This is a genomic window from Streptomyces glaucescens, assembly GCF_002154375.1.
GTDB classification, from domain to species: domain Bacteria; phylum Actinomycetota; class Actinomycetes; order Streptomycetales; family Streptomycetaceae; genus Streptomyces; species Streptomyces glaucescens.
Genome location: NZ_MUND01000766.1, coordinates 1 through 1085, shown reverse-complemented (window position 1 = coordinate 1085; position 1085 = coordinate 1). Strand labels below are relative to the sequence as shown.

1 pseudogene is annotated in these 1085 nt (G+C 74.4%); it reads right to left on the bottom strand.

Annotated features, from left to right (window positions below):
• Positions 1–943, bottom strand: a pseudogene (locus CCN42_RS36880) (hypothetical protein); the annotation flags it as partial.
• Between the last annotated feature and the right edge of the window lie 142 nt (positions 944–1085).

Genomic DNA, 1085 nt, shown 5'->3' with positions numbered 1-1085 from the left:
GACCCACACCAGCACCCATCCCCCCGCTCCGGCGGCCAGGCAACTGCCCGCCCCCGCGCAGCCAGCGTCGTCGCGTACTGGGGCAGGAGGGTCGGGTCCGCCGGGGACGCGCCCTCCGAAGCGGCGAAGGCCTCGTAGGAGGGGACCGTGCCGCGGACGATGCCGAGGTTGGAGGTGCCGGAGGCGGAGAGCTCGCGGAGGGCGGACTCTATGGCGGCGAGGTGCTCCTCGTGGGAGGGGTACTCCGCGGCGAGCCCCGGATACTCGCGCACGAGTTCCGACAGCTCGTCCGCCGGCCAGTGGAGCATCGCCACGGGGAACGGGCGGGAGAGGGCTTCCCGGTACGCGCCGAGTTCCGCCTGGAGGCGGGAGATCTCCGCCCTCAGTTCCGCCGGGTTCTCCGAGCCCAGGGACCACACCCGCTTCGGGTCGTGCAGTTCGTCCAGGGAGACGGGGAGGGAGTGGAGGGTGTCCGCCTGGGTGTCCCAGTCGTCGTGGGGGAGGTTCTCCATGCGGCGGATGCGGTGGCGGGCGACGAGGACGGGGCGCACGGAGGGGGAGGGGGCCGTGCCCGGCGGGAGCAGCAAGGTCGCGGCCTCGGTCAGGGCTTCCTGCGCCGTCCCCAGCTCGTCGTGGGACTCCAGGGCCTCCGCGATGATCACCCAGGGGGCCGGGTCCCGGGGGGCGGCCACCCGGATGCCCTCGATGATCGCGCGGGCCTCGGCCTCGTGGCCGTACTCCCACAGGTTGGCGGCCTTGAGGGCGCGGATCAGGTGGGGGTTGTCCAGGTCGGCCGGGTGGGCGAGCAGGCGGTCGTAGAGCGCGGTGGCCGCGGGGCGGTCGCCGGCCAGCTCCCGGTGGGCCGCGGCGCGGAGGAGCAGGNNTCCAGGCGGGCCGCTTCGGCGTGGTGGTCGACGTTTTCGGCGGGCGTGTCGGGGCGCATGGTGGACACCGTACTGCCCGCGGCTGACAAGGGTGAGGTATCCGGACGCCGGCCGGACGCCGGGGAACGGGGGCTAGGGGGTGTCGTCAGACTCCCGTCTGCCCCGCGACGCCCGGCACGTACTCTCGCCGCACCGGACGAA